We start from the raw sequence: 23,909 nt of genomic DNA, 5'->3' as shown, positions 1-23,909 counted from the left end.
GATCTTATTGAAAATAAAATGGTTTTTCTCATTTTCGAACGTTTGCCCAGAAACGGAGCATTTGCTCGTATTTAACTGTTCAGAACACTACTTAACAAGCCAAGAGGCTTGCCTTGCTGCACTCTCTCGCCGATCCGGGCTGTTGGGTGATCGTCGAGGGAATGACTATGGCAGGACTTCCGGCTACTGCACCAGGATCTTCCTTTGCATCCGACCAACAGTTCAACCTGGTTGCGAGCAGCCTGGCCAGGCTGCTTGAAACGGCAAGGCGGGAGCTGGAACGTGATCGCGATGCCGCCAGGGTGTCGCTGGCCACGGCATCCCACATCCTGCAGGCGGAGATCGAGCGCTGTTCAGGCGCTAACGGCTCCACGAGGGGCGGTCTGGCGGCCTGGCAGATCCTGCGCGTGCGAGCGTACATCGATAGCAATCTACACCGGACCATTCATATACGGGATCTCAGCGCGGTTGCACGTCGAAGCCCGGCGCACTTCTCCCGGAAGTTCAAGCTGGCCATTGGGGAGTCGCCGCATGCCTACGTGGTGAGAAGGCGCCTCGAGAGAGCCTGCCACCTGATGATGACCAGCGCGGCGCCACTGAGCGAAATTGCCTTGAGCGTAGGATTTTCCGATCAAGCCCATCTATGCAGGCTGTTCAGACACGCCTTTGGCCAGAGCCCGGCCAACTGGCGACGCGAGCTCGGAATCCCCTGCGTAATCACCTCGAGAATCGACATGGACGAGACTATCCCATGAGCGGTCAGCAGGGGACAGTTCTCAGCTTCGGCCCCTTCGAACTATCGATCGCAAACCGACTGCTGACGAATGACGCGAAAGTCGTGCCGCTCGGCGCGCGTGCCATGGATCTCCTCATCGTCCTGGTGGAGCAGGCAGGCAAGGTCGTCGGCAGAAGAACTCTGATCGAACGCGTTTGGCCGGAGAGAGGAGCGGAACAAGTCAGCCTGCGCGTCCATATTTCAGCGCTGCGCAAGGCTCTCGATCGAAGCGACCCTGGCAGGCGATACATCGCGAACATACCCGGGCGGGGGTACAGCTTCGTCGTACCAGTCACCTCACGCGCCGCAGACGTGTCGGAGAATCCCAGGCCGCCTCCGAGGCTCCGCGTGCCTGCGCGCTTGATGCGGATGCTCGGACGAGAAGGCGCCGTGGCCGAGATTCAGGCGAAGCTGGCCGGACAGAAGTTTGTCACGATCATCGGGCCCGGCGGCGTCGGCAAGACCACGGTGGCGGTCGCGGTTGCCGACGAAATGGGCGCAGCTTTCGACGGCCAGGTTCTTTTCATCGACCTGAGTGCGCTCGGCGACGCGTCACTCGTCGCGCCGGCCATTGCCACGTCACTCGGCATGTCGGTGCAAACAACCAACGTCGTGCCTGCCCTGATCGATCGTTTGCAGGAAAGGCCAACGCTCATCATTCTCGACTGTTGCGAGCATCTGATCCATGGAGCCTCGGCCGTCGCCGAAGAACTGACTCGCCGTGTCCCGACATTGCATTTGCTCGCGACCAGTCGGGAAGCCATGCGCGTTGAGGGGGAGCATGTCTACGAACTCGATGGGCTTGAATGCCCTCCGGAAGACAGCAACCTGTCGGCGCGCGACGCGCTGCAATACCCCTCCGTTCAATTGCTGGTCGACCGCGTGCGGGCCGTGCGAAGTGACTTCGAACTGACGGATGCGGATGCGCCGATTGCCGCGGGAATCTGCCGTCGGCTCGATGGTATTCCATTGGCCGTCGAACTCGCAGCCTGCAGGGTCGACATATTTGGTCTTGGCAAGACCGCAAGCCTGCTCGACGAGCGGCTGAACCTGTCATGGGTGGGGCGCAGGACCGCGCCGTCGAGGCACCAGACGTTGAACGCGACGTTGGAGTGGAGCTACGATCTGCTCGGCGCGGCAGAGAAGCGCATATTGAATCGGCTCAGCGTATTTGCCGGCGGATTCACGTTCGAAGCGGCAGTCGCAATTGTAGCCGATGAGACGGTGGATGAAGCAAGTGTATCGGATTGCGTCTGGGAGCTTCGTTCGAAATCGATGATTGCGGCTCAGGGACAAGACGGGCCGCTGCGCTTGCTCGATCCCACTCGCGCGTTTGCCTTGCAGCGGCTGGCCAGGAGCGACGAGCAGGACCTTTTTCGCCGGCGTCACGCCCTCTATTTCACCGACCTTTTCAAGCAGGGCGCCGCGATGGACATATCGGGTTGGTCCAGGGCGCTCGGGATCGAGGTCGATAATCTCAGAGCCGCCCTGAATTGGGCGTTTTCCGCCACGGGCGATGCGAAAATCGGCGTCGAACTTGCTGCGGCATCGGCAAGCGCCTGGATGGGCATGGCGCTGCTTACCGAATGCGTGGAATGGATGAGAAAGGCCATAAGCCATCTCGACGAGATGAATTCGGGCACACGGCAGGAGATGGTCCTTCAGTCGGCCCTCGCCAGTTGCGTGATGTTCACGGGTGGCATGACGGAAAAATCGTACGCGACATGGGCCAAGGCGCTGCTTCTCGCCGAAGGTCTCAACGATATCGACTATCAGATGGATGCCGTGCTTGTGCTATGGGCTCACGAGTTGCGCGTTCCGAACTATCCGCAAGCGATCGAGCTGGCGGACCGCGGCGGCACTTTTTCGGAAGGAACGGGGCGTATCGGCGCCATCGCAACGGCCAATTATATGCGAGGCATCGCCTACTACCACGTCGGCCGCATTGCGGAAGCTCAAGGCCTGCTGGAATTGTCGCTGCATCGTGATGACGAGGCCGCACGCCAATTGCTGATCAAGCGGTTTGGCTATGATCGCAAGGTCGACAATTTGGCCGGTCTTGCGACCCTGGCGTGGTTGCGTGGCTCTCCGGATCAAGCCCGCAGGTTCAATCAGATGGCTGTCGCCGAGGCGCGCCAATCCAACCGGACCGTGAACCTTTGCGGGGCGCTGACATTTGCGGGCCTCATCGCATATTTCACAAATCCGGATGACGGCGAAGCCGAAGCACTCGTGGACGAGCTCGTCACCCATGCCGGGAAATTCGCTCTGCACAACTACCAGGGTCTTGGTCTCGGCATGCAGGCCATCTACGAAATCAGGCGAGGAGAGCAAATCAGTGCGGCCTCCGCAATGCTCTACGCGGGTCTCGAGAAGCTGTCCGCGGCCCGCTATGGAATTTTCGATTGGTTCTTGCAGGCGGAGTTTGCGATGTGCATGGCTCTCGCGGGCCGGCCGAGGGAAGGGCTTGATATCTTCGAGCGCGCGAAGATCGATCTCGGCGAAAGCCGATGGTATGGCCCGGAGCTGCATCGCATCAGGGGCGAACTGGCCCTGAGCAGCGGCGAGGGATTGCCGGTTGCCAGGCAACACTTTCAGCGCGCGTTCGAGCTTGCAAACAGGCAAGCAAGCCTGTCGTGGGCGCTCAGGGCCGCGACCAGCCTCGCCGTCGCCGAACGGTCAACCGGACGACAGGAAGCTGCGTGGCGCACTTTGCAAGCCACTCACGCCAAGTTTCGGGACGATCTTGAGAGCCGCGATCTACGGCTTGCCAGGCAGGTTTTGGCCGTTTCACATTCGCACGATGGCGCCGCCAACTCGATGCAGTGACAGGCTTGTTGCCAAACGAGGTTTCGGATAAAACTTGATGGCTGGGGGTGCGTTTGCACGAGGCTGACGGCGAATGGTACAACCAAATCGTCGACGGCCTTGGCGGAATGATTTATGTCGGTCCAACACGTTGGCTCATCGAGTGCAATCCGGCTTCGGTTTGGCCCATTCGAGCTGAATGTCGCCGAGCGCTCTCTCTGCAAGGCGAGCCAGATCGTTCCACTCGGTGGCAGAGCCTACGACATCCTGATCGCTCTGCTCGAAAACGCCGGTGAGGTCGTCCCGAAGTCTGAGCTGATCGCGAAGGCATGGCCTGACGTCACGGTCGAGGAAGGCAGTCTTCGCGTTCATCTGTCAGCGCTGCGCAAGGCGCTGGGCGACGGCCAGTTCGGCAACAAGTACATCGCGAACATCCAGGGCCGCGGCTATAGCTTCATTGCGCCCGTCGCGCGACTTCCCGGAGGCCGCGACACGGGTAACGCATCTTCGGGATTGTCCAACCTGCCGCCCGCGCTGGGCCGCATGGTTGGCCGCAACAACGTGGTCCTTGAGATCCAGCGCTGGCTCCGGACGGAACAGCGCCTGATTACAATTTTGGGCGCCGGGGGCATTGGCAAGACGACGGTTGCCCTGTCAGTCGGGCACGGAGCGCTGGCCGACTTCTCCGGGGCGGTCTTCTTTGTCGATCTTTCAACGGCAGGCGACAATGAGCAGGTCATCGGCGCTGTCGCGTCCGCGCTCGGGCTCGCCCCGCAATTGGTCGATCCAAGGGAGGCGTTGCTCAATTTTCTGCGCGCGCGCAGGGCGCTTGTCATTCTCGATAGTTGCGAGCATGTCATCGAGAGAACCGCTGACATCGCCGACTATATCGTCCGGAATGCCCCGGAGATCCACATACTCGCGACCAGCAGGGAAACCTTGCGCGTTCCCGGCGAACGCGTATTGCGTCTTTGTCCACTGGACTGCCCGCCAGAGCAGCCGCGACCGACCGCGTCAGAGGTGCTTGCCTATCCGGCGGCACGGTTGTTCGCCGAGCGCGTCAGTGCTCGCCGCGGCAGCTTTTCGCTCAGCGACGACGAAGCTCCCCTGGTTGCCGAGATTTGCCGCAAGCTCGACGGCATTGCGCTCGCCATCGAGCTCGCCGCCGGACGAGCCGCTGTGTTCGGTGTCAGGAATACCGTGGCGAGGTTGGGGTCGCGCCTCGATCTTCTGAAGTTCGGTCGCCGTACAGCGAATCCGCGGCATCAGACGCTCAAGGCAACGCTGGACTGGAGCCACGATCACCTCTCCGAGGTCGAACGCGTCGTGCTGCGACGTGTCGCAATCTTCATCGGGCACTTCTCGTTGGAAGCGGCGTGCGCGGTTGCGGAGCAGGGCGGAACTGACCGGTCCGAGATCGAGGGCGCCGTCGAAAACCTTGTCAACAAATCGCTGATCGTGGCGTGGCCCAGCTACCGGCGGATGCTCTACCGATTGCTTGACACCACGCGCTCCTATGCCTGGGAGAAATTGGCCGAAAGCGGTGAACATCATTCCATGGCGGCGCGGCACGCGAGCCATCTGAGCCGATCGTTGCAGGACAATCGCGGCAATCTCTTCGATCCGGAGCCCGGACAATCTCTGACAGACTCGACGCAGCACAATCTTGGAGATGTCCGTGCCGCGCTCGAATGGAGCTTTGGTCCCGATGGAAACGATCGCGCGGCCACACGGATGGCGGCGGCCGCCTCGCAATTTCTTCTGGCCAAGTCGCTTTTCCTGGAGTGCCGGAATTGGATGGAGAAGGCGCTCGATCGGATTGCTGCGGAAGACGACCCGCGGGACCAGATGGAAATCCACGCTTCGCTCGCCCTGTCGCTGATGTTCACCGCCGGCAACAGTGAAAGGGTTCGCGACGCCTTCAATACTGCGTTGACGCTCGCGGAGCAGCGCGAGGATGCCTACCAGCAACTCCGTCTTCTCAGCGGGCTGTCGATGTATCTTCATCGTACGATCGACGCGGCGGGCAGTCTTGAAGTTGCGCGACGCGCAGAGACTGTCGCGAACAAGACCGGAAATCCGGAGGATGCGGCGCTTGCGGATTCGATGCTGGGAGCAGCGTACTATATGCTTGCGGACCACGTTCGCGCGCCGAAATACCTCGAACGGGCCTTGCGCGGGGCGCCGACTTCCCGACGGTTCAACGCAACGCAATATCTGTTTGATCTGCGCACGACCTCGCTGTTCAACCTGACCCGATCGCACTGGTTCGCCGGCAATCTCGACAGCGCCGCCGGTTATGCTGAAAGAACCATCGAGGAGGCAGAGAGAGCGGATCATCCGATCGCGCTGTGTCGAGCCCTGATTCTGACGATGCCTCTCTATTTCTGGATCGACGAGCTGGGTCAGGTCGAGCGGAATCTCTCTGCGCTCGAGCTCACCGCCGAGAAATATTCATTGGAGCCATTTCGCGCCGTCGCCGTGGGACTTAAGGGGCGCCATCTGGTCCGCGTCGGCCAGGCGGAGGATGGCATGTGTCATCTGCGGGACAGCTTGGAGAAGCTGCGGGTCCTGCGATACGAAATGCTGGTAACGGATTTTGTCTCCGAATTGGCCGTCGGTCTGGCCAAACAAAACCAGCGCGCGGAAGCGCTGAATCTCATTGATGGTTCGATCGCCACGCAGCTTGGATCGAACAGGCCTCTTCACCTTCCGGCGCTGTTCCTGGCGAAAGGCTCGGTCCTTGTGTGCGGGGAATCCCAGCAGCGCGATCTGGCTGCCGAGTGTTTCGGGGAGGCAATGACCCTGGCTGCGCAACAATCGGCGCTGTCGTTCGAACTTCGGGCGGGATTGGAGCTTGCGCGGCTTTGGATCGATCGGGGGCAAGGCCGAAGAGCTCATGAGCTCATCGGAGCCGTTTACGGCCGGTTTACCGAGGGCTTCGAAACGCCGGATCTCGTGCTGGCGAGGCGAGTCCTCGAGCAGACCAGTGTTCGTGCGCGGCAAGCCGGATGAATGGGGCGAAGCTTCACTGCGTGGTGACAATGCCCAGGGTCTGTGCGCGTGATACGGCCTGTGCGCGCTTCTCCACACCGAGCTTGGTGAAAACGCTCTTGAGGTGCGACTTCACGGTCTCAGGACCGATATCGAGGCTTCGGGCGATTTCCTTGTTGGACAATCCATCCGCGATCAGCGTGAGAATGTCAGTCTCGCGGCGGCTCAATGCGCCGAGAATCCGCGCGCTTGAACTCGGCGCTGAACGATCCTGTCGTGCTCGCTGTAGACCCGCCGCGAGCCGATCGACGTAAGGGATCAGATCCGCCTTGACGTTTCCTTCCCGGGTCGCCTGGAGAAGCTCGGAAATGACTGGCCCTTCGTCCAGAACGGTCTGATAAAGACCGGCCGCCGCGCACGCGGCGAGCACACGGCGAAAGCGGCTCACCGCCTCCGCCGCCTTGCCCGCACTGAGCTGAACTGCCGACTGGCGGATCGCAATGAAGATCAGGAACTGACGGTGTTCCATGGCTTCGGCTTCGTGCTGCAATTGTTGCAGGATTGAAATGGCCTCGTCCGGGCGAGCTTGCTGGCCCAGCAAATGAGCGCGGGTCAATCTGTGGTACCATCCAATCTCCGACCAGGCGCCAGGCCTCGGTGCGGGGTATTTCCGTGCCAGGCGTTCGAGGCGGTCGACGCAGGCGGCACCTTCATCCAACCGGCCATCGTTCAAATAGAGTCGCGCCTGCTCCGCGATCACGCCGGCCGAGAGCCTTCCCCAATCCCGCGAGATGCCGAGATTTTCGGCGCGCTCCAACAGGGTGCGGGCCCGCTCGAAGTTCATCCGCGCAGCGGCGACCCGGGAGATCACGAAGTAAGTGCTCCACACGCAGTCGAGCATCGTCCCCGAATTGATCAGCGGGATGCGATCGATCACCCAGGCCTCCGCCTCATCGAGCAGGCCTTGCTCGTATTTGATTCGCGCGATCAGGCTTGCAGGCAAGGCCGCCGCAACTGAATTCGGCCCGACATCCTGCTCGGCGATCCGGAAGCCCTCGCGGTAGTGCTCACCTGCCGCCGCCAGACGTATCTGCCGCTCTTCTGCGAGCCCGTTCAGGCAGTGTCTATACACCGAGGCAAATACGTTCCTGCGATCCTCCTCGACTGAATAGGGAATCCAAGGCGTCGCATGGAATTGCTTGAGGTTGCCCGCCTTCATATGACTGAAGCGAACGACGTTCGAGGCGACGTTCGCGGTCCAGGGATCGGATGAACGGTTCACGCAATCCTGCGCCAGGGGCAGCGGGCTCTCGCTGTCATCCTTCAGCGCGATGGCGACCGAGCGGATCGCCTGGCATTCGCACAGCAGGTTGGCATCCGGCAGAGGCGTTGCAGCGATATCGCCTTCGATGTCGGTTGCGAGCTTCAGGGCCTCGTCAAAACGTAGCGCGAGCGCCAATCCCCAGGCGATCGCCAGTCGGACCTCGCACTGGCCTCGCATGAGCTCGTCGGGAAACTGGCGCTGCCATTCCAGCAAGGTGAAGAGATCGCCTCTCTTGATCAAAGCCATCGCGCAATTGTTGATCCAGCCGATCGCACGGTCAGAAGCGCCGGCCGCAATCGCGTGCTGGACCGCCTCGGTCCACAATTCGTGGGAGGCATACCAAAGAGCCGCGCGTCCGTGCAGTTGAGGAACTTCAATGCCGCGGTCCGCCTCCAGCCGCTGTCGCAGATATTCGGCAAGCAGGGTGTGGTAGCGAAACCAGACTCCATCGCTGTCGAGCGGCGTGAGCAGCATCTGGCGCTGGGCAAGCGATGCCAGGATTGCACGGCTCGCGCTCAAGCCGGTCACGGCCTCGCAGAGAGGACCGGAGAGCCGGTCAAGAACAGCCGTGCGCAGCATGAAGTCGACCAGTTCGACCGGAAGCCCATCCAGCATCTCCGTCAGGTAGGCGGCAATCGGGCGCTGCGAGCCCGAGAGATTGTGGACATATTCCCTCAGACCGGATCCGGACTGCGAAGGCATGGATGAGATGATTCGAAGCGCGGCGGGCCACCCTTCGGTCTTGCGCTGCAGGAGTTGGACGTCGGGGTTTTCCAGAACCCCGGGCTTGGTGCTGTCCAGAAACGCCTTTGTCTCCTGCATGTCGAACCGCAGCGCTTCGGCATCGATCTCCATCAGCTGGTTCTGGGCGCGCAAGGTCGCGAGTGGCAGCGGAGGTTCGGTGCGCGTCGTCAGCACCACATGACAGTGGGACGGTGCGTGCTTCAGAAAATACGCGACGGTCTGATGGATGCGGGAAGCGCTGACCCAGTGATAGTCCTCGAGAAACAGGTAAACATCATCCTCGATCTCCGCCAGATCGTTGATCAGGCTCGACAGGATCGCTGTCGGGTCGATCAGGTTGTTCTCGAGGATCAGCCCAATCGCGCCGGTGCCGACGTCCGGACAGGCCTGGTGCAGGGCCTGAGCCACGTAGAACAGAAACCGCGTGGCCTCGTCGTCGTCTGAATCGATGGTCAGCCACCCAACGGCATTGCCGCCCTGCTCTAGCGTCTCGGCCCAGGTGGCTGCCAGTGAGCTCTTGCCGAAGCCCGCCGGCGCCTTGATGACTCCAAGTCGCTTGGCCGGGAGCTCGGACAAGATGGCGATGAGCCGGGGGCGTGTGACCAGCCCGCCGAATCGTGCCGGCAAGATCTTGGTCGCGAGAAACGGCAGCTGTCCTCCGCCGGGCAAGGTGCCCGTTCCATGGGTCGGATGGCTGGAGCGCGGTTGGATCAAGGGCTCCCCCTACCCACGTCGGTCCTCCCCCCATTCGGGGGATGCAAACAATGGTGAAAGTGTACGATCTCTGTTAGCGAGAGGGAAGCGCCGGGCATGGTCGGTTGTATGCAGTCCGCATACCGGTCGCCGCGTGCTGATCCCTTCAAGTCCGCGCGTGGAGCCGAAAGCAAGGTGATGTCTATCAAGAACGCACGCTTGGGCTTCTCGCGGATCGTTGAATATCCAGGAAAAGCACCCAAAGCCCGTGCCAATAGCCATGGCTGACGATGAGCTTCGTGGAAATCTGCTGTTTGGCCCCTTTGAGCTTTCGAGCAGGGAGCGGGTGCTTCGGCGCGACGGCGTGGCGCTGCCGCTCGGCAGCAGGGCCCTCGACATCCTGATCTACCTTGCCGCGCGTCCGGGTGAGGTGATCGCAAAGCAGGAGTTGATCGATCACGTCTGGCCGGATGTGACGGTCGAGGAGGGGAGCATCCGCGTCCACGTGGCCGCGATCCGCAAGGCGCTTGGTGACGGCCAATTCGGAAACCGCTACATCGCAAACATCAAGGGACGGGGCTACTCGTTCGTCGGCACAATGGTCCCCCTCGGAGGCGCCACGGAAGGCAGGAACGCCGGGTCCCCGCACCAGGGCAAGCTTCCGGTGCGACCGATCACGATGATCGGGCGCGAGACGTTCGTCAGGGAGGTCAGCGACAAGCTTCGACATGACCGGTTCGTGACGCTGCTCGGCCCCGGCGGCATCGGCAAGACCACCATCGCTCTGGCCGTCGGCCGGGCCGCCGCCGAGGCGTTTGGCAGCGAGGTTTATTTTGTCGATCTGGAAAGCCTCACCGATCCGAACCATATCGCTGCGGCCGTCGCGACCTCCCTGGGGCTTGCACTCAAATCGAAAGATCCCGGCCTGGAGCTGCTCGACCTGATCCAGTCACGGAAGCTGCTCGTCATACTCGATAGCTGCGAGCACGTGATCGAGGCGGTCGCCTCGCTCGCCGAACAACTCTACCAGCAGACCGAAGCGATCCATGTCCTGACCACGAGCCGGGAATTGTTGAAAGTCGAGGGTGAGCATTGCTGCCGGGTTCTCCCGCTTGATTTTCCACCGGACGGCTCGGAGCAAACGGCAAATGCCGTGCTGCGATATCCGGCAGTGCAGCTGTTCGTGCGGCGTGTGGCCACGCGAGCAGGCAGCGTCGTTCTCACCAACAAGGAGGCGCCATTCGTCGCGGAGATATGCCGAAAGCTCGACGGAATCCCGTTGGCGATCGAGTTGGCCGCGGGTCAGGTGACTGCCCTTGGCCTCAAGAACACGGCTGACCTCCTGGTGTTCCGGCTGGAATTGCTGAAGCTGAGCCATCGGACGGCTGTTGCCAGACATCGGACGCTCAAGGCGACCTTGGATTGGAGCTACGATCTTTTGTCCGACGCAGAGAAGATCGTCTTTCGACGCATCGCTCCCTTCGTCGGACATTTCCCCCTGGATGGCGCGCGGTCAGTCACGGGTGACCCCGGCGTGGGCGCCGAAGACATTTTCGACGCGGTCGCGGGCCTGGTCGAGAAGTCATTGATAGCAACCCGGATCGATGCCGCGCAGGCACAGTATCGGTTGCTGAACACGACCCGGGCGTACGCGCTCGCAAAGCTGGAGGAGCATGCCGAAGTCGACATGGTCTTCGGCCGGCATGCAGCATACCTCGCCGGACACCTCGAAGCGCTGAGGGAGGATCTATTAACCCTGCCAGGCGCTGAAAGAGTTGCGGCCTATTCTGACCAATTGAGTAACGTCCGTGCGGCGCTCGAATGGAGCTTTGGGCCGCACGGCGATGCCGAGACGGCAATGAGGCTGGCTGCCGCTTCCACGCAGGTGTTTCTGGAGCTGTCACTGTTGCTCGAATGCCAGGCATGGGCAGAGCGAGCGATGGCAAGCCTGGGAGACCCGCATCGAGGCTCCCGTCGCGCAATGGAAATCTCTGCATCGATACCGCTGGCCTTGATGCATACGGAGGGTAACGACCAACGCGTCCGGATCGCCTTTGAGAACGCGCTGGAGATTGCGATCGAGCAAGGAGATCTCCGCTACGAGCTCAGAATTCTGAGTGGACTTTTCACGTATTCGCACTGGATCATGGACATTCGAGGTGCGACCGACATCGCCGTTCGGAGCAAGAAACTGGCGTTGAGGATGGGGGATCACGACGACCTGGCACTGGCCGAAGCCATGTTGGCGGCCTCCGAACATCTGTCGGGCGATCACCTCGCCGCGCAACTGTATTGCGAATCCGGCCTCCGACACCTGGCGTCCGGACCGCGCTCTCGAACGGAAGTGTATCTTTTTCATTATACGAGCTTCCTGCTCGTCGGCATGGCACGTTGTCTCCTGTACAGGGGCCTGCTCGACCAATCGCTGGACTATGCAAGGCGCGCCAGAGAGGAAGGCAAAAGGTCAGGCAACCCCGCCACGTTTTGCCGTTCCCTGGCTTTGGTCCTTCCTGTGTTTCTGACTATGGCGGACCTGAGGCAATCGGAGCAGTACATCGGTGAACTGAGTGAGCTCTCCGCTGCGCATTCCCTGATGCCGTATCGCGCCATAGCGACAGGCCTGAAGGGTCAGTTGTTGCTCCTTCAAGACAATCGCATCGAAGCGATCCAATTGCTGAAGCGAGCCCTGGAAGAGCTTCACGTCCAGCGTCACGAGATGCTGAATATGGATTTTACCTGCGATCTGGCCTTGGCCCTCGTGGGCATAGGTGAGCACGAGCAGGCGCTGACCCTCACGGTGAATGCAATCGAGCAACAGCAGCGCGCCGGCAAATTCTTGCATATGCCCGCCCTGTTCAGGATGAAAGGGCTCATCCTGGCGGCCCGATCTGCCGAGGATCATCTCGACGCCGAAGAAAGCCTGCTGTCGGCAATCGACTGGGCCAAGCGCCAGTCCGCCACCCTGTTCGAATTGACGGCGGCGACGGAACTGGCCGCGCTGTTGCTGAAACAGGATCGCTTGCCGGAAGCTTACCAATATCTCAGCACGAGTCTTGATCGATTGCCGGCCCGAATTTCCTTTCCTGCTCGCAATCGCGCGGTGCAAATGCTCGGCCAACTCCAATCCGGAACCGAGGACGTCGGCTGAATGGCGCGCCATCCGCCGGCCGTGCGCCGTCAGCGCAGGCGGGTTCAAGTCCTCGCATTCCGATCCAAGCCCCCACGGTGCAGCTGGGTGCAGGTTGTGGCAGGAACGGTCACAGCCAGGGTTGAATGTCATGGGCAAGCTGGTCGCGGATATCATTGTTGAAACCTTGCAAAGTGCGGGCGTCAAGCATTGCTATGGCGTCGTTGGCGATACCCTCAATCTGATCGCGCGCTCGCTCGAAAAAAGCAAGATCCAGTGGATATCGATGAGACACGAAGAGGCGGGGGCGTTCGCCGCGCAGGCAGAGGCGCAGGTCGCCGATCGCCTGACGGCAGTTGCGGGGAGCTGCGGCCCCGGTAGCCTGCACTTCATCAACGGGATATTCGAGGCCAATCGCAACCGTGCGCCCGTCATCCTGATCGCAAGTCAGATCATTCGCGACGAATTGGGCTTCGATTTCATCCAGGAGGTCGATTTCAAGCAGGTCTACAGGGACTGCAGTGTCTTCTGCGACATGATCCACACGCCGGAACAGGCGCGCCGGAAGACGGTGATCGCCTGCCAAACGGCTCTGGCGAAACGTGGTGTTGCCGTTCTGATCGTGCCGGCCGATATCTCCGCCTCGGCCGTGGATAACAACGTCCCCTATGCGGTGCACGTCGCCCAGCCTGTCACGCGACCGAACGATGCGGATCTCGATGAGATCGCAGACATCCTCAACACTAGCGAAAACGTCGTCCTGTACGGTGGTTCGGGCTGCCAGGGGGCACATCAGGAGATTCTCGCGGTCGCCAACAGGCTGAAAGCGCCGATCGCGCATACGTCGCGGGCCAAGGATTTTCTCGAGTTTGACAATCCCTACAATATTGGGATGACCGGGATGCTCGGCAACGAGGCCGGGTACCACGCCTTGCTGGACTGCGATGCGCTGCTGATGCTGGGCGCAGACTTTGCCTGGCGGCAATTCTACCCGGACAAGGCAAAAATCGTGCAGGTCGATATCGACCCGACCCATCTGGGACGACGTCATCCGATCAAGAAGGGCGTCGTCGGCGATGTGAAGGCGACGCTGGAGGCTTTGCTACCGAAGCTGGTCGAGCGCACCGACGCCGCGTTCCGAAGCGCGTATGTGAAGCGCTACGCGAAATATCGGGAGGCCGAGCGGGCCAAGGTCGCTGCCGGTCACGATGGCAGTATTCCCGGAAGCTATCTGACGCAGGTGATCAGTCGCCATGCGGCAAAGGATGCCTTGTTCACGGCCGACGACGGCACCCCGGCCGCCTGGGCCTACCGCCATATCGAGGCGAATGGGCAGCGCCGCATTTTCGCGAGTCTGCTTCATGGAACGATGGCCAATGGCATGCCGTCATCCGTCGGGCTCCAGAAGGCAGAACCCGGCCGGCAAGTCGTATGCATGGCAGGCGACGGCGGGATCTCGATGCTGTTCGGAGACCTGATGACGATCGTCCAACAGGAGTTGCCCATCAAGATTGCCGTCTATGACAACGGCAAGCTTGGCTTTGTCGAGATCGAGCAAAAGGCGGAGGGCATGCTCGATACCTTCACGAAGTTGAAGAATCCGAATTTCGCCGGCGTCGCGCGCGCACTGGGTCTCTGGGGCCAGACCGTTTCGAACGCGGACGAATTGGAGACTGCGGTCAAGGACTGGCTGGCCCAACCGGGGCCCGCGCTTCTGCACGTGCACGTCAACCCGATGCAGCTTGTCATGCCGCCATTCATGCAGGTCGAGCCTGCAATCGGGATGGCGCTGTATTCCGCTCGTGCCGTCCTGCATGGCCGTGGAGGAGACGTCTGGGAGATGGTCAAGGAGAATTTCCTCTAGCCGAGGTCGCCTTCCCTCAGCGGCAGTGTGGCATCCCGATCGCTTCGCCGCACGGCCTGAGAGTGGCCAAGCATTGCTGTCATGGGTCGATCGAGATTGCGGAAATCGGCGGAGCCATCGGCTTTGCCCATGGCAAGGTATCTTGCTGTTGTCGGGGCCGCACTCGCTGTTCTTCTGCTGATAGCCGGCCGGTCCTTGCCGGAGCTGCCGGACAGATTTCCCGATCGGCCGGACAGCATCGATGCGGCGACGATCCGGATCGAGTCCGCGCGCAAATGGCCGGAGAAGGTTGTCCTGGATACCAGCCAGCCGACATTCTTTCCCCCATCCGTCGATGTGGCGCCGGCCCGGGACCTGGTCGAGCGTCTACCCGATGAAGAGACGGATCAACCGGACGTCGACTCTCAGGCCGACGCGGTGGCGAGGCCGAAACCGGATGTTCGACCGATCGTTGCCGAGCATCCGTTCGTGCGAGCCAAGCGTAAGAGGGCTCGGACGGCTCCATCGGCTCATGTGGCAAGAGCCCGTAGTCCCAATGAGCTCCAGAGGCCGACCGAGGAGTGCTGCTGGTTTGAGCCGATGGACAGGCGGGCACCATCGAGACCTGCCTCGCGCAATCGCGTCGCGGGTCGTGACTCATGGACAGGATGGCATTTTCTGGAGGCAAATTGAAAGTCAGGGCCGCTCTGCCGGCCTCGTCTCTTCTTTCTGCCGAACTCACATCCAGCATGCGCACGATTGTCCAATACGAAAAGTCATGGGCCGTTATGCTCGGAGCGATCACGTCGAAATGCCGAGACAGGCTCTGGACTCCGTAAACGGAGGCGCTGCGCAGGCCGGTCGTCGGCGGAAGAGATGCCGCGTGTTAGAGCTTCGGTGCATTGACGATGAAGATTCTTGCGACGCTCCCGACGAAAGGCCGAGATCTCCGGCTGGACCTGTTTCGAGGTGTGGCAAATTGGGGAATCTTCCTCGACCATATCCCCAACAACATCGTGAACTGGGTGACAACGCGAAACTACGGCTTCAGCGATGCTGCGGATCTCTTCATCTTCATTTCCGGCTACACTGTCGCCTTCGTCTTCGCGCGGATGATGCTCGAACGCGGGTTCATCATCGGCGCAACCAGGCTTGTGAAGCGGGTCTGGCAGATCTACGTCGCCCACGTTTTCCTTTTCGTGCTCTATCTCGCTGAAATCGGATATGTCGCACAGAGGTCTGGTAACTCCGGTTTCACCGATGACTTCAACATACGAGGTTTCCTCGACAATCCTGCGCAGTTCCTGTTCGAGGGGCTGATCCTGCGCTTCAAGCCGGTGAACATGGATGTGCTGCCGCTTTACATCGTGCTGATGGGCGTCTTCCCGCCGATACTCTGGCTGATGCTACGCAGGCCCAACATGACCCTGGCCGCTTCGGGGGTGCTGTATTTGGCGGCCAGGCACTTCGGTTGGAACCTCTCGGCCTATCCAACTGGCCTCTGGTACTTCAATCCATTCGCATGGCAATTTTTGTTCACGTTCGGGGCCTGGTTTGCGCTCGGCGGAGCGGCGCAGGCGATGCCGTTCATCCGGTCGCGTACCGCGTTGGTGCTCGGCATCGGCTATCTTCTGTTCGCTCTGGTGATGACGATGGCGGCCCGATTTGACGAACTGCGGTCATTGATTCCGCCGGAGGTCTACGGCGCCTTCAATCCAAACGACAAGAGCAACCTCGCGCCTTATCGCTTGCTGCATTTCGTTGTGTTCGCGTTCTTCGTCGTTCGTCTGCTGCCACGCGATTGGCCGGGCTCGAATGGGCGATCTTTCGGCCCGCAATCAAATGCGGTCAGCAGTCGCTCGAAGTCTTTTGCTCCGGGATATTCCTGTCCTTTGCTGCGCACGTCGTGCTGGTCGAGATTTCCGGTGCGATCTGGATGCAGATCGTGGTCAGCATTGTCGGCATCCTGATGATGACCGTGCTGGCGTACTACCGGTCCTGGTCGAAGAACGCTGACAAAGCGCCGAAGGCCAAACCGGTCGTCGCAATGGCAGGTTGAGAAGTGCCGAGGGGCAGCGTTGGGAAATACCAGGTTCGGCCGGCGGCCTTTCCAGGGTTCGTCGGATCGGCGACGCGCGGATTTGCTGTAGTGCCGGGTTCTGGCCCCGGCATAGGCAGCAGATCCGACGAACGAATGGCGATGGTTCGATGCTGCGCTATCTTATCGGGCTCCGTTCCCTTCCCGTAGCGGCCGCGCTCGCGATCGGCATTTTCCTGGTTGACACGCTGACGTCCCTGCACTTTGCAGTGGCGTCGCTCTACGTGACCGTTGTCTTGATTGCCGCTTATGATCTTCGTCGCCGCGGCATCGTGATCACGGACGTCACCTGTGGGCTTCTTACAGTTCTCAGCTATGTGCTCATGCACGGATTTGAGGCCGACGGAGCCGCCCCGTTGCGGTTTGCGGTGAGCCTGATTTCAATCCTGATTGCCACCATCCTGGTGCTCCGGAACGTTTCGGCAAACCTGCGCGTCAAGGCAGTTGAGCGGGAGCGGGCAAACCTCGCCCGCTTCTTCTCGCCGAAAATTGTCGATCAGCTTGTCGACATTCAAACGCCGTTCTCCTTCGCACGCCGTCAACCCGCCACCGTCATGTTTGCCGATATGGTAGGCTTTACCGCGTATTCGTCCGGAAAGCCTCCAGATGTTGTCATCAGCATGCTGCGCGATCTGCTTCGCCTCCTGAGCGAGGCGGTTTTCTCCAATCATGGATCGGTCGACAAATATCTGGGCGATGGACTGATGGCATTTTTTGGCCCGCCCTTGATGAGCCGGCGAGATGCCACGAACGCGGCCCTGTGCGCTGTGGAAATCGTCAACGCGATCGAATGCCGGAACCGGCAGCGCATCCACTGCAACGAGAGTGCCGTCCGCATCGCCGTCGGAATTCACTATGGTGAGGTCGTGCAAGGAGATGTCGGCAGCGAGAAACGGCTCGAGCTGACCTTGGTGGGGGACACCGTGAATATCGCGAGCCGCGTTGAAACCTATTGCCGAATTCTCGATGCCCCGGTGCTGGTGACCGGCGAATTCGTGGAGGCGCTGCGGGCGGAGGGGAGCCTGGACCTTGCGAAAGCCTTTGTCGACGAAGGTGTCCACGTCTTGCGCGGCTGCAAGGAGCCGATCCGCCTCTTCAGCATGAGAAGAGAGCCAAGGCCTGCCCTGCAACCGGTCGACCGGCTGGTCTGCGGCCGGCCGGCGGATCAAGTTGGATAAAATGAACCGGCGAACACGCGTCCTATTCTGCCCTGATGTCGCTTGGTGCCTTGTTTGTCCATCGATGGAACGCGCGACGGAAATTGGCGGCATCGCTGAATCCGAGCGCCAGGGCAATGTCGTCGTTCGAGAGCCGGGTCGTGCGCAGATACTTCAGCGCAATCTGGGTGCGTAGCTCGTCCAGCAGACCGCGATAGGAAAGACCCTGCTGGCGCAGTTTGCGGCGCAGGGAGCGGTCGTTCATGCCGAGAAGTTTGGCCGCCGCCGAGGAGGTTGGTGGGTTGGTAATATCCGCCAGCAGAAGGTCGCGAATCTTTCCGGCGATGCCGATTCGCAACGTCAAATCGTCGAGCAGATCGTCGCAAAGCGCGACGATCGCTGGATAGGTGGTCTTGTTGCCGAGGCGCGCCTGCTGTTCCAGCCAGGTGGAACGGAAGACGATCTTGTTCGCGGGGTTCGCGAAGCTCACGTTGCACCGTAACTCGTCTTTCGGAAAGCTGGCGTCAGCGCCGGGGTAGGCGAGGCAGACCTCGTCGGGAGCGAACGCGGGACCCATGACGTCGCGCATCAGAGAGATATGTATTCCGATCTGCATCTCGGTGATGAAGCGATACAGCGCGAGATCAGTCGTGGCGTGCAGATTGGGTTCGATGGACCAGATGGCGGATCCGTTCTCCTCGCTGAAGCTGATTGCGGCCAAGGGGGCCGCGAGCATGTGGTACCGCGTCGCGAACTGCATCGTCCGGCGAAAGTCGGGACAGCACAGGATGGCGAAGCCGTACATTCCGTAGGTGGAGATATGGATGGATGCTCCGATCCGATAGGCAAGATGAGGATCTTGCGAGAGCCGGACGGCATTCTTGTAGGCGGTCAGCAATTGCTTGAGCGAGATCCGGGCCTTCGAGGAATACACCTCCTTCGCCGGCAGATTGACATCCTTCAATATCTCGCTGGCCGGGTGCCCCTGGTTCGACAGCATGTCGAACAGTGCGGCAAGCTTGGTCGTTTCGTAGACGCGCTCGCTTAAGCCGACGATCGGCGATCCCTGCGCGCCTTCCGGGGGCGGTCGTGAGGACGGGGAAGGATGATGCTGCCGAACTTTTTGCAATCAGGTCCGCCTTTGCGCCGGAGCATCCGAGATGAGCGCACTCCCGCTCACCATCCGGCCGTGGTCTCGCAAGGATAACAGCTTTTTGGATCGTCAGAAGCAAGAGCGGGATTTGCGATGCGTCAGGCGGATGCCGCGTCGCCGCAAATCGCGAAATGAGCAGCTTTATTCAAGAACGAATGCCGGAGTGGTCGTAACCTGTCCGTTCTGGACCCCGTTGATGTCCGTTTCGGACCTTCACAAACACCACGCGTCACGCGACGGTCGGTGTCCACGTCGGGTGATGAAATCATCGTGTGAGAGACGACCGGCCGAGGCGATCCGCAGGTCATAATTGCGGACGTCGCGAGGAGCCGGGGGAGAGACAACGTTTCGAGGGAGGCCGCCATGGTGGGAAGGCTGATCCAGACCGCCAAATCCGCCTATCGATATCCCCTGATCCTCAAGCAGTTGTGGCATACCCCGCTGCTGCAATCGCCTGAGCAGGAGATCGTTTATCGCGATCGAACGCGTTTCACCTATCGCCAGCTCGGAGAGCGCATCGCCCGCCTTGCTTCCGCGCTGAAGAGGCTCGGTGTCGAGCCCGGCGACACGGTCGGCGTCCTCGACTGGGACAGTAACAGGTTTCTTGAGGCCTTCTTCGCGATCCCCATGATGGGTGCGGTGCTGCAAACGGTCAACGTGCGGCTCTCGCCCGATCAGGTCGCCTATACGATCGATCACGCCGGCGCATCCACACTGCTCGTCAACGATGAGTTCGTCGGCTTGCTGGAAGGCATCAAGCCGCAGCTCACGAAGGTCAAGACACTTGTCGTGATGTCGGATCGTCCTCGTCCCGAGACTGGAAGCCAGCCGTTTGCCGGCGAGTACGAGAGCCTGCTCGCCGATGCGTCGCCCACCTATGATTTTCCGGATTTCGACGAAGATACGCAGGCGACGACCTTCTACACCACCGGAACGACTGGCCTGCCCAAGGGGGTCTATTACAGTCACCGGCAGCTGGTGCTGCATTCGCTAGGCGAGCTGGCATTCTTCGGGATCGCGAGCCAACAGGGCCGGTTCTCGCGCGACGACGTCTATATGCCGATCACGCCCATGTTCCATGTGCACGCCTGGGGCTTTCCCTGGGCTGCGACACTTGCCGGCGTCAAGCAGGTCTATCCCGGGCGCTACGACCCGGCGATGCTCGTCAAGCTGATCAAGAGCGAGGGCGTCACGTTCACCCACGGCGTCCCGACGATCCTGCAAATGCTGCTGAACGCCGCGGCAGCCACCAAGACAGACCTCACGGGCCTGAAGATGGTGATCGGCGGCTCGGCGTTGCCGAAAGCGCTGGCGAAGCAGGCGCTTGCCGCAGGCATCGACATCTTTGCCGGCTACGGCATGTCCGAAACCGGCCCGATCGCCGCGGTGGCGCACGTCATGTCGCGCGACCTGAGCGGCGATCACGATCAGGAGGTGGAGTTCCGGACCAAGGCGGGCATGGCGGCGCCGCTGGTCGACCTGCGTATCGTCGACGAGGACATGAACGATGTCCCCCATGACGGCAAGTCGTCCGGAGAGATCGTGCTGCGCTCACCTTGGCTGACGCAGGGCTACTACAACAATCCCGAGGGCTCGGAGGAGCTCTGGGCCGGCGGCTATCTGCACACGAACGACATCGCGGTGGTGAGCCCGGGCGGCTACGTGCATATCACCGATCGCCTCAAGGACGTCATCAAGACCGGCGGCGAGTGGGTGTCCTCGTTGCAGATCGAAGACCTGATCACGCAATGTCCGGGCGTGGAAGAGGCGGCCGTCATCGGCGTCAAGGACGACCGCTGGGGCGAGCGTCCGCTTGCCCTCGTCGTCAAGAAACCGGCGGAGACGAATGATGTCACCGATACGATCGTGAAAGATCATCTCAAGGCGTTCGCCGACAAGGGCGTCATCTCACGATACGGAATCCCCGGGAAGATCCTCTTCATCGACAGCATCCCCAAGACCAGCGTCGGCAAGATCAACAAGAAGGAGCTGCGCAAGCGCTACGGCGACATGTAGCCGTTCGATCCCGGTCGGCGAAAAGCATCAGAGGAGGAAAATGTGAGCAACCTCACCCTTGCCGGTCTGAGCGAACGAATTGGACAGGAGCTTGGCGTGTCGGAATGGGCCGTGATCGACCAGGCGCGTATCGACGCGTTCGCCTCCTGCACCGGCGACCATCAGTGGATTCACGTCGATGTCGAACGGGCGTGCCGTGAAAGTCCCTTCCGCAGTCCGGTCGCACACGGCTATCTGGCGCTGGCGATGGTGGCGCCGCTGTCGATGCAGGTCGGCGTCATCCCCGTCGACGCGGCAGCCGGCCTGAACTACGGCATCGACAAGGTGCGCTTCCTCGCGCCGGTGCCAGCGGGCGCGCGGGTCAGGCTGCGTGTCGTTCTTGCCGCCATCGAGCCGAAGGAACGTGGGCAGGTGGTCATGAAGACCCGGAATACGTTGGAAGTGGAGGGGACGGAAAAGCCTGCGCTGATTGCCGAGACGTTGGCACTGCTGATTCCCGCAACGGAAGCGAGCCGGTCATGAGCACGGTAAGCCCCGGCCCGACATCGTCGCGCGTAGAAATATCCGAGGAAGCATCCAGGAATACGCTGGCGCTCAATCCGCTCGTGGCCATCCAGGGCCAGGATCTGCTCGACAGCGCCGGCATCCTGTTCAAGGCGGTCATCAACGAGCCGAAGGTCGCAACGGAACAGTGGCTCGCCTTCGTCGGCGAGCTCGGCTCCATCGTTGCCGGGAAGTCCGAGCGCGCGCCGAAGGCCGGCGACAAGCGGTTCTCGGACCCGACTTGGAAGGAGAGCTCGTTGCACAGCGGCCTGCTCAAGGCCTATCTGGCGTGGGGCGAGGCCTTCAATGGCCTTGTCGACAAGACCAGCCTCAGCGATATCGACAAGGCGCGCGCGCACCTGGTCACCGAGATCCTGATCGATGCCGTCGCGCCGACCAACGCGATGGTCACCAATCCCGCGGCGGTCCGCAAGTTCGTCGACAGCGGCGGACAGAGCATGTGGCGTGGATTGAAGAATTACTTCGACGATCTGACCCGTAACCGCGGCATGCCGTCGATGGTCGACACGAGCGCGTTCAAGGTCGGCGAGAATCTTGCGGTCACGCCGGGTGCGGTCGTGCTGCGCAACGAATTGCTCGAGCTGATCCAGTACACGCCGATGACGGCAACCGTCTGGAAGCGGCCGTTGCTGGTGACGCCGCCGCAAATCAACAAGTACTACGCGCTCGATCTCTCTCCGGACAAGAGCATGATCCGCTTCCTGCTCGAGAGCGGGATCCAGACATTTGCTGTCAGTTGGCGCAACCCGACGGAGGCGCATCGCGACTGGGGCCTGGATACCTATGTCGCAGCGCTCGACGAGGCCGTTGATGCGGCGCGCGAGATATCCGGCAGCGAGGACATCACCATGATGGGGTCCTGCTCCGGCGGCATCACGTCGACGGCCTATTTCGCGACGCTCGGCAGCGCGGCCGAGAAGAAGATCAAGAACCTGGTGCTGGCGGTTTGCCTGCTCGACCCTAACGCGGCCGAGGAGGGCGCCTTTGGCTGCTTGATGACGCCGGAAACCATGCGCGCAGCCAAGGAGATGTCACGGCTGCGTGGCATCGTCGATGGTCACGACCTGGCGCGGATGTTCGCCTGGATGCGGCCCAACGATCTGATCTGGAACTATTGGGTGAATAATTATCTGCTCGGCAACCAGCCGCCGGCCTTCGATATTCTCTACTGGAACGCCGATACGACGCGGCTGCCGGCGGCACTGCATGGCGACTATCTCGACCTGTATTTCACCAACCCGTTCGTGAATGCCGGCAAGCTCACGCTCAACGACAAGACCGTGGATATGAGCAAGGTGAAGGCGGACAGCTATGTCGTCGCCGGCGTCACCGACCACATCACGCCGTGGAAGGGTGTATACAAGACCGCTCAGATCATGGGCGAGGGCACCACCTTCGTGCTTTCGAGCAGCGGACATTTGCAAAGCCTGCTCAATCCGCCCACCAATCCAAAGGCGTCCTTCATGATCGGGCCGGTCGGCACCGGTGCCCCGGAGGCGTTCCAGGCTTCGGCCGAGAAACGGAAAGGAAGCTGGTGGCTCGACTGGCGCGATTGGTTGCATGCCCGCTCGGGCGAGGAGGTGGCGGCGCCTGCTTCGCCAGGCAGTGTGTGTCACCCAACCCTTGGCGTCGCCCCGGGGACCTACGTCTTTGAATGACAATCTCACCAGCGGGAAAAAGGCCGACTCGGTTGTCGTCGCGACGCCGGGGGCGATCGAGGTCCGGCAGATTACGATCGACGCTCAACTGCTTCAGGTCGCGGTCAGGCACGGAAGCGGCCATGGACCGCCGCTGCTGCTGTTCAACGGGATCGGCGCCAACTGGGAGTTGGCGAGGCCGTTTCTCGAAGCGCTTACGAGCACGACCACTGTCATCTTCGACGTGCCGGGCGTCGGCGGTTCGCCAAGGCCGCTGTTGCCATATCGCCCATCGACACTGGCGCGCCTTGCGGCGGGGCTCGTCGCGGAGCTGGGCTATGCGGAGGTCGACGTCGCCGGCGTGTCGTGGGGCGGGGGAATCGCGCAGCAATTTGCCCATCAATACCCAACACTGTGCCGGCGGCTGGTGCTCGCCGCGACGGCGCCCGGTTTCACCATGGTGCCGGCAAGCCCCTCGGTGTTGTGGAAGATGGCGACGCCCCGCCGCTACACCGACAAGGACTACATGAACAGGATTGCGGCGGACATCTACGGCGGCGCGTTTCGCGACGACCCGTCATTGATCGGCCGGCATGCGACCGCAATGCACGGTACGCGAAGCCTGGGCTATCTCTATCAGCTCCTCGCCATGGCCGGCTGGACCAGCCTGCCCTGGCTGTGGTCGCTGCCGCAGCCGACGCTCGTGCTGATGGGCAGCGACGATCCTCTCGTGCTTCCGATCAATGGTCACATCCTCGCAGGCCTGATCCCGAACGCCGAGCTCCGCATGATCGATGATGGGCACCTGTTCCTGATGACGCGGCCTGCGGAAACCGCAGCTCTGATCGAGGCGTTCCTGGCCGATGAGAGCAAGCAGGCCGGGCCGTCATCCCTGCTGTCGCGGACGGTCAGTTACGTCAAGAATCTCGTTCCGGCGCCCGAGGGCGGACGCCGCCAGTCCTGAGCATAACCACAA

At 61.4% G+C, this 23,909-nt stretch carries 12 protein-coding genes and 1 pseudogene; 11 read left to right on the top strand and 2 right to left on the bottom strand.

Going from position 1 to position 23,909, the window contains the following annotated elements; all coding sequences use genetic code 11:
• The first annotated feature begins 113 nt into the window (after positions 1–113).
• The 3 genes from ABID58_RS14805 (at position 114) to ABID58_RS14795 (ending at position 6,598) form a co-directional block, all read left to right on the top strand.
• Positions 114–755 carry a helix-turn-helix domain-containing protein gene (locus tag ABID58_RS14805; protein WP_354033165.1) on the top strand — a complete coding sequence of 214 codons (642 nt, stop codon included), beginning with the start codon at positions 114–116 and terminating at the stop codon, positions 753–755.
• Complete coding sequence (locus tag ABID58_RS14800; RefSeq protein WP_354033164.1) at positions 752–3,604, top strand: ATP-binding protein; 2,853 nt, start codon at positions 752–754, stop codon at positions 3,602–3,604. Before ABID58_RS14805 ends, ABID58_RS14800 begins: the two co-directional genes overlap by 4 nt.
• Before the next feature lie 114 nt (positions 3,605–3,718).
• Positions 3,719–6,598, top strand: coding sequence for an ATP-binding protein (locus tag ABID58_RS14795; protein WP_354033163.1), 2,880 nt, complete (start codon positions 3,719–3,721; stop codon positions 6,596–6,598).
• A gap of 13 nt (positions 6,599–6,611) precedes the next feature.
• Here ABID58_RS14795 and ABID58_RS14790 read toward each other — a convergent pair whose 3' ends face one another.
• The gene (locus tag ABID58_RS14790; protein ID WP_354033162.1) at positions 6,612–9,359 is read right to left on the bottom strand and encodes a winged helix-turn-helix domain-containing protein; all 2,748 of its coding nucleotides are present in this window, start codon (positions 9,357–9,359) and stop codon (positions 6,612–6,614) included.
• 259 nt (positions 9,360–9,618) lie between these two features.
• Here ABID58_RS14790 and ABID58_RS14785 point away from each other — a divergent pair, with 259 nt between their 5' ends.
• The 4 genes and pseudogenes from ABID58_RS14785 to ABID58_RS14770 all read left to right on the top strand — a co-directional run bounded on the left by ABID58_RS14785 (position 9,619) and on the right by ABID58_RS14770 (position 17,584).
• Positions 9,619–12,486, top strand: coding sequence for an ATP-binding protein (locus ABID58_RS14785; RefSeq protein ID WP_354033161.1), 2,868 nt, complete (start codon positions 9,619–9,621; stop codon positions 12,484–12,486).
• A gap of 130 nt (positions 12,487–12,616) precedes the next feature.
• Entirely contained in the window at positions 12,617–14,329 is a 1,713-nt protein-coding gene (locus ABID58_RS14780; RefSeq protein ID WP_354033160.1) for a thiamine pyrophosphate-dependent enzyme, read from the top strand.
• Between the two features lie 887 nt (positions 14,330–15,216).
• Positions 15,217–16,367 (top strand): annotated as a pseudogene (locus ABID58_RS14775) (OpgC domain-containing protein).
• 149 nt (positions 16,368–16,516) lie between these two features.
• Positions 16,517–17,584 carry an adenylate/guanylate cyclase domain-containing protein gene (locus ABID58_RS14770; RefSeq protein ID WP_354033159.1) on the top strand — a complete coding sequence of 356 codons (1,068 nt, stop codon included), beginning with the start codon at positions 16,517–16,519 and terminating at the stop codon, positions 17,582–17,584.
• Between the two features lie 22 nt (positions 17,585–17,606).
• Here the strand turns inward: ABID58_RS14770 and ABID58_RS14765 are convergent, their stop codons facing one another.
• Positions 17,607–18,692 carry an AraC family transcriptional regulator gene (locus tag ABID58_RS14765; RefSeq protein ID WP_354033158.1) on the bottom strand — a complete coding sequence of 362 codons (1,086 nt, stop codon included), beginning with the start codon at positions 18,690–18,692 and terminating at the stop codon, positions 17,607–17,609.
• 387 nt (positions 18,693–19,079) lie between these two features.
• Between ABID58_RS14765 and ABID58_RS14760 the strand changes: the two genes are divergently transcribed.
• The 4 genes from ABID58_RS14760 to phaZ are packed head-to-tail and all read left to right on the top strand — an operon-like array spanning position 19,080 to position 23,897.
• Positions 19,080–20,732, top strand: coding sequence for a fatty acid--CoA ligase (locus tag ABID58_RS14760; RefSeq protein WP_354033157.1), 1,653 nt, complete (start codon positions 19,080–19,082; stop codon positions 20,730–20,732).
• A gap of 42 nt (positions 20,733–20,774) precedes the next feature.
• A complete protein-coding gene (locus tag ABID58_RS14755; protein WP_148750823.1) occupies positions 20,775–21,254 on the top strand; it encodes a MaoC family dehydratase in 480 nt (159 codons plus the stop codon).
• Positions 21,251–22,954, top strand: coding sequence for an alpha/beta fold hydrolase (locus ABID58_RS14750; RefSeq protein ID WP_354033156.1), 1,704 nt, complete (start codon positions 21,251–21,253; stop codon positions 22,952–22,954). The genes ABID58_RS14755 and ABID58_RS14750 overlap by 4 nt, the downstream gene beginning before the upstream one ends.
• Positions 22,947–23,897, top strand: coding sequence for a poly(3-hydroxyalkanoate) depolymerase (gene phaZ, locus ABID58_RS14745; protein ID WP_210250896.1), 951 nt, complete (start codon positions 22,947–22,949; stop codon positions 23,895–23,897). Before ABID58_RS14750 ends, phaZ begins: the two co-directional genes overlap by 8 nt.
• The last annotated feature ends 12 nt before the right edge of the window (positions 23,898–23,909 follow it).

Source organism: Bradyrhizobium sp. S3.2.6, assembly GCF_040546885.1.
GTDB classification, from domain to species: Bacteria; Pseudomonadota; Alphaproteobacteria; order Rhizobiales; family Xanthobacteraceae; genus Bradyrhizobium; species Bradyrhizobium cytisi.
The sequence above is the reverse complement of the archived record's forward strand: the minus strand, read 5'-3'. Positions and strand labels throughout refer to the sequence as shown.

Coding starts and splice junctions, on each gene's coding strand:
- ABID58_RS14800 (WP_354033164.1), top strand. CDS start 752: ATGAGCGGTCAGCAGGGGACAGTTCTCAGCTTCGGCCCCTTCGAACTA.
- ABID58_RS14795 (WP_354033163.1), top strand. CDS start 3,719: ATGTCGGTCCAACACGTTGGCTCATCGAGTGCAATCCGGCTTCGGTTT.
- ABID58_RS14785 (WP_354033161.1), top strand. CDS start 9,619: ATGGCTGACGATGAGCTTCGTGGAAATCTGCTGTTTGGCCCCTTTGAG.
- ABID58_RS14780 (WP_354033160.1), top strand. CDS start 12,617: ATGGGCAAGCTGGTCGCGGATATCATTGTTGAAACCTTGCAAAGTGCG.
- ABID58_RS14770 (WP_354033159.1), top strand. CDS start 16,517: ATGCTGCGCTATCTTATCGGGCTCCGTTCCCTTCCCGTAGCGGCCGCG.
- ABID58_RS14760 (WP_354033157.1), top strand. CDS start 19,080: ATGGTGGGAAGGCTGATCCAGACCGCCAAATCCGCCTATCGATATCCC.
- ABID58_RS14750 (WP_354033156.1), top strand. CDS start 21,251: ATGAGCACGGTAAGCCCCGGCCCGACATCGTCGCGCGTAGAAATATCC.